The sequence below is a fragment of the Vibrio sp. R11-SG3-ISO3-SZ genome, assembly GCF_059834345.1.
This window is the reverse complement of sequence record NZ_JCBDGX010000147.1, coordinates 1-5,562: the sequence shown is the minus strand read 5'-3', so window position 1 is coordinate 5,562 and position 5,562 is coordinate 1. Positions and strand designations below refer to the sequence as shown.

4 protein-coding genes and 1 pseudogene are annotated in these 5,562 nt (G+C 53.4%); 2 read left to right on the top strand and 3 right to left on the bottom strand.

Annotated features, from left to right (window positions below; genetic code table 11):
• Window positions 1-154, top strand: a pseudogene (locus AC6R1O_RS16845) (exonuclease); the annotation flags it as partial.
• An 80-nt stretch (window positions 155-234) separates the two neighbouring features.
• On the opposite strand, the gene AC6R1O_RS16840 reads toward AC6R1O_RS16845, so the two are convergent.
• The 3 genes from AC6R1O_RS16840 to dctP all read right to left on the bottom strand — a co-directional run bounded on the left by AC6R1O_RS16840 (window position 235) and on the right by dctP (window position 3,393).
• Window positions 235-1,644, bottom strand: a complete 1,410-nt coding sequence (locus AC6R1O_RS16840) for a TRAP transporter large permease (protein ID WP_334552457.1) — start codon at window positions 1,642-1,644, stop codon at window positions 235-237.
• 10 nt (window positions 1,645-1,654) lie between these two features.
• Window positions 1,655-2,269 (bottom strand): TRAP transporter small permease subunit, encoded by a 615-nt coding sequence (locus AC6R1O_RS16835; protein ID WP_500630386.1) that lies wholly within the window; start codon window positions 2,267-2,269, stop codon window positions 1,655-1,657.
• Window positions 2,270-2,385: 116 nt separating this feature from the next.
• Window positions 2,386-3,393, bottom strand: a complete 1,008-nt coding sequence (gene dctP / locus AC6R1O_RS16830; protein ID WP_500630387.1) for a TRAP transporter substrate-binding protein DctP — start codon at window positions 3,391-3,393, stop codon at window positions 2,386-2,388.
• A 460-nt stretch (window positions 3,394-3,853) separates the two neighbouring features.
• Between dctP and AC6R1O_RS16825 the strand changes: the two genes are divergently transcribed.
• Window positions 3,854-5,562 (top strand): sensor histidine kinase (locus tag AC6R1O_RS16825; protein ID WP_500657460.1); only part of this gene is annotated, 1,709 nt, incomplete at its 3' end.

Genomic DNA, 5,562 nt, shown 5'->3' with positions numbered 1-5,562 from the left:
TGCGACCCTGTATCGAATTCAGCATCGCCTGAAAGACAAACGTATTGGGCATCGCGCGGCACAAGAAAGTCAAGGCATTGACTGGGAAGGGCGCCAGCACTCAGGCTATGTCGATGCCTACAACCTTGCCAAATTGGCGTTGACCATGCTCTAGATAGCGAGATTGAGCGTGTGTCGAGATTCAATTCGATAGAGAGAAACAAACAGGGAGCCGAGGCTCCCTGTTTGCGTTGATTACGCGTAGCCAATCAACTCCGGTAACCAAAGAACGATGCTCGGGAAGGCGATCAATACCGCGATGGTAATGACATCGGCGACAAAAAATGGCGTACATCCGCGAAAGACATCTTGTACTGAGCACTCGGGGCGCACGCCAGCCACCACAAAGCAGTTCAAGCCAATCGGTGGAGTAATGAGACACAGCTCTGCCATTTTCACCACGATAATGCCAAACCAGATTGCGCAGCCAATGCCAGACACACCGAAGGCGGAGTCTGCCGCGGCGACATCCATTCCGCCGTTTAAGGCAATAATGGCAGGATAGACCACAGGTAACGTCAGCAAAAGCATGCCGATGGCGTCCATAAACATGCCAAGGACGGCGTAGGCGCAGAGGATAAGCAGCAGTGTCAACATCGGGCTTTGTTCAAGGCTGACAATCCAGTCTGAGAAGGCGCTCGGCAAATCGGCAAAGCCAAGAAAACGCACGTAAATCAACACGCCCCAAATGATGGCGAAGATCATCGCCGACAGTTTCGCGGTCTCCATCATTGAGCTTTTCAGCTCTTGCCAGCGACTGCCGTGATAGAGTGCGACAAACAGAATGGCGGTCGCGCCAAGCGCGCCTGCTTCGGTGGGCGTACCCACACCACCATAGATACAGATCATGATGATGGCGACAACAAAGAAGATCGGTGCAGCCGCAGGCAGTGACTCCATGCGCTGTTTCCAAGTGTAGCCGCGCACTGGTGGACCGAAGTTTTTGCGCGTCATCGCAAGGAAGATGACTAAGCCGCCATAGATGAGTGCCGAGACCAATCCGGGAATAAAGCCCGCCATCAGCAGCGCGCCGACATCTTGCTCAACAATGATGGCGTAAATTACCAAAATAGCCGAAGGGGGGATCAAGGAAGCGAGTGTGCCACCTGCGGCGACCACGCCTGCAGCAAAGCGCTTGTCGTATCCGAGTTTGAGCATTTCAGGGACCGCGATACGCGCAAACACTGCAGAGGTGGCTACAGACGCTCCCGACACCGCGGCAAAACCTGCGGTAGAGAAAACCGTCGCCACCCCCATGCCGCCTGGGAGCCAGCCCACCCAACGCTTCGCCGCCTCAAACAATGATTTGGTGAGACCTGCGTGATACGCGAGAAAACCGATCAGAATAAAGGTTGGGATCAATGAGAGCGCCAGCGATGACACTTTAGAGTGAGGGATGGTGCCAGCCATTTTGATCGCAACCATAAAGCCGCGCTCAAAACCCAGTTTGGCACTAAAGATCCAAACCAGACCTAAAAAACCCGCAATCGCAGCGGCAAAGGCGACGCGCACACCGAGAAGAACAAACAGGAGCATGGCTCCGGACACCCACAGACCGATTTCGATACTGTCCATGTTGCCCATCGTAGTAAATAAATCAGACAAGATAAGGCTCCTAGTTGTCGTGACCGCTGACACTTTCAGCTTCTTTTGCCGCCACTTCCGCAGCGGACTCAATCAAAGGCACGGCTACTGGCGAGTCGCCGCCTTGCCTTAGCGCACGTGCATAACCCCAGAGTTGTAAACAGAGACGCAAGGCGAGAATCGACAGCGCCGCAGTGACGACTAATTTGGCTGGCCACGTGGGGAGATTGATGTCGAGTGAGGAGTCGCCAATCGAGTAAGCGCGCCAGAAATGCAGGTAAGAGCCGTAGATCAGTACGACAGTGACCAACAGCATCAGCGCGGTCGTCAGCAGTTCAGTAAACCACAGCCATCGACCGCGAAACTGGCCGACAACAATATCCATGCGAATGTGGCCACCCATTCGCTGAGTGTAGGCAATGCCAAGAAAGGCAATAAACGCCATCGCTTGTTCCACCCAATCCACATAACCGCTGATAGGGGCACTCAACAGCCAACGGCCCAAGATGTTCACAGTGGCAAGAAAAACCAATAAAAATATGGTGATGCCACCGAGTAAGTTCAGTAGCGATTCAAAACGGAACAACCAGCGATCCACTCGACTGAGCAGAGAGTGATCTTCTCGTACGGACGCAGCAGCCGACATTTCGGCCTCCTTTTGTCTCAGACATTCATCGAATAGCGATTTACGTCATCAAAATAAAATCAAGGTGAAGCAGGAAACGTTGGGCTCAGATTGAGCCCAACGAGCTTAGTGTTCAGTTACTTTTGTGCGAATAACCCGGCGGTGAAATCAAGGACCGCTTGAGAGTCAAACTGATCTTTGTACTGCGCCACCCACTCTTGACGTACGGACTCAGAGAGCGTGTTCAACTGCTCGGTTTGTTCGGCGTTGAACGTCACCATGGTCAAACCTTGCGCTTTAACTGCGGTTTCGTATTTTGCAGTGGTGTTCTGTTCGTAGTTTTGAACGTAGAAATCGAGCGCTTCGTCCACAGAACCAATCAGCGCTTCGCGGTGACTGGGTTTGAGCATCTCTAGCGCTTCGGTGTTGACCACCACCGGACAGTTAGCAGAACCTAAGTTGAGGTTGGTGGTGCCCCACGTCGCCACTTTGTAGGAGTTGGTGGCGAGATGCGCGTGCGGCGCAAATGAAGCCGCATCGATAACATTGGAGTCCATGGACTGACGAACTTCGGCAAACGGAACACCGGTTTTGATCGCGCCCAGTTTACTCAACACACCCATAATACCGCCCGGGCCGCGGACACGCAGACCGTCAAAGTCTTCCAGTGACGTTAGCGGATCGCCTTTACTGGCGATGTTGTATTGCGGCATTGGTGTAGGCATAAGGAGCGTGGCATTCCAGCGAGCGAGGTCCTTAACCACGGCCGGATGCTTGAACAGTTCCATGTAGATTTCGCTCACGCGGCCAAGCGATACATCTTGAGAGAAGGGTAATTCTGCCACCGTGATGGTGGGGTTTTTGTCAGCGTGGTAGAAGGCACAAAACTGCGCCATTTCAAACGCGCCAAAAGAGATGCCATCGAGATTTTCTCTTGCTTTTGATAAGCCACCGTAAGAAATATTGAGCTTGAACTCGCCGTTGGTTTTCGCCTCGACCAGCTCAGCCAGCTTTTCGACGTTTTCGGTAAAAGCGCGGCGTTTGCCCCACAGAGAGACGTTCCACTCGGTAGCGGCTCTGACTTCCGTTGCGACAAACCCACTTAACGCGAGGGCGGTGATTAACGTGGCGTTGAGAGTTTTCATTCTTTCATCCTTGTTGTATTGATTTGACTGGTCACCAGTCGTGTAGGGTTGAAGTGGGCGCGACAGGTTTAGCCTGCTTAACATGGCGCTCCGTTTTTTGTTGTGACCCATTGGGTATAGCAAGGGGTTTGCCAACTTGTTGTGATAATGTTAACTGTTTGCGCCCCGCCCGGTGATGAAAGGGCTGAGCGAGCCGACTTGGCGTGATGAACGGCGCAATTTAGACGCAGCAACAAGAAAATCGGCCAAAATTGGCTCATCCTTGTGGGAGGTGAGTCATTGGATGCGCCAAATTTGGCCGATGGCAGCGAGTGCTATTTGTGTACCTATTAAGAGTCGCGCCGTCGCGCGTCCATCAGGCTTATCGCTAAGCGGTAGAGGGCGCAGGCTGGCGCGGTTTTTGAATTGCTCAAGCTCAGTGAAAGGCACAATCGTCGTCGTACAACAGATAAGGGAAATCATGGTCAGTAAACCGGCGTGGTGGGCGCTGCACCTCGAGAGCAGTAGAAAAGTCACGGTCTGGATCGTGGTGATTGCAACGGTACTGGCTATTGTTATGGCTCGGTTATGGATCGAGAGTATCGAGACACGACATTTTGCGCAGCTTGATACCGTCGGTGAAGAGAGGCTGAATCTCTACGCCTCGACCGTTGAGGCTGAGTATCAACGCTTTCACTATCTTCCGTTTATTGCCGCGCAAGATGATGACGTGCATCAGCTACTGGCAACGCCAGAGAAAACGCCGTTGATTGACGAAGTGAACCAAAAACTGGCTCAGTGGCAAAGTGAATCGGGTGCGGATGCACTGTATCTAATGGACAAATCAGGGCGAGTCCTTGCCAGTAGCAACTGGAACCAAGAGGGCAGCTTTGTCGGCCATGATTACCACTTTCGCCCTTACTTTACCGAGGCGATGGCGGGCCGCAATGGTCGCTTTTTTGCCATCGGCGTGACCACAGGTGAACCGGGTCTGTTTCTCTCTCGTCCTGTTCGCGTCGAAAACCAGATTGTTGGTGTCACTGTCCTCAAAGTGGACATGTCGCAATTGGAAGCGAGTTGGCGTGCAGGTGGCGAAGGGGTTTGGGTCAGTGATGCTGACGGTGTGATCTTTTTGGCCAGTCAGCCGCATTGGCGATACCGCACCTTGGGCGCGATTTCTGACCAAGTCCGAGAGGCATTACGCCAAGCACAAAAGTACGCCAATCACCCGATTGAACCGCTGAGCTATACGGCTTTGCCCAGCTCACCACAAGGAAAAACGGTGTTGGATCTTCGCGGCGAGGAGGGCGTCGCGACACGCTACGTTCTCCATCAACGCGATATTCGTGCGCTCGGTTGGCGATTGGTCTACCTCAGTGATCTGCAAGACCTTACCCAAAGCAAATACAACGCGATGATCGTTGCCGCCTTGATAGCGACGGTGTTAGCGCTGGTGGCGCTCTATTTGATGAGCCGTTTTCGCCATCAGCAGCAGCTCGAATGGCGGGTGGCGCAGCGCACCAACGCCCTCAGGCAGAGTAACTCGCAACTCAAACGAGAGATCGAAGAGCGTATCCGTACGGAAAATATCTTGCGGCAAACCAACGAAGAGTTGATTCAGGCAGAAAAATTGGCCGCGTTGGGTCAACTGTCTGCGGAGTTGGTGCACGAAATCAGTCAGCCATTGCAAGCCACGTTGACCTATTTGGCCAGTACCCAATTATTGGTTGAGCGCGGTGGCTATGAGATGGCGCAAGAGAATCTTGACGAGATCGATCACCTTATTCGCCGCGTGACAAAAATCATCTCACGCTTGAAGCACTTTGCCAGCAAGTCGGTCAGCGCGCTATCGCCCGTTGATATCGCACAGTCTGTGCGCAACGCGCTGGTGGTGGTTCAACCTAGGTTAGACAAACATCGCATTGTGCTCGATTGGCAGCCGCCAGAGTCAGCGCTGCTTGTGCGCGCGGAGGAGATCAAGTTGGAGCAAGTGTTAGTGAATCTGCTACGCAATGCCGCCGATGCGATTGCTGAAGACGCCAATACCGCAAAAGAAGACGATGCAAACGGGCATCGAGAGCACGGTAAGATTCAGATTCGCACTTGGCAGCGGGGCAGCGAGGTGTTGCTCTCGGTGACCGACAATGGCGCCGGCATCGCGGCGGAACACTTGGCGAGTCTGTTTGAGCC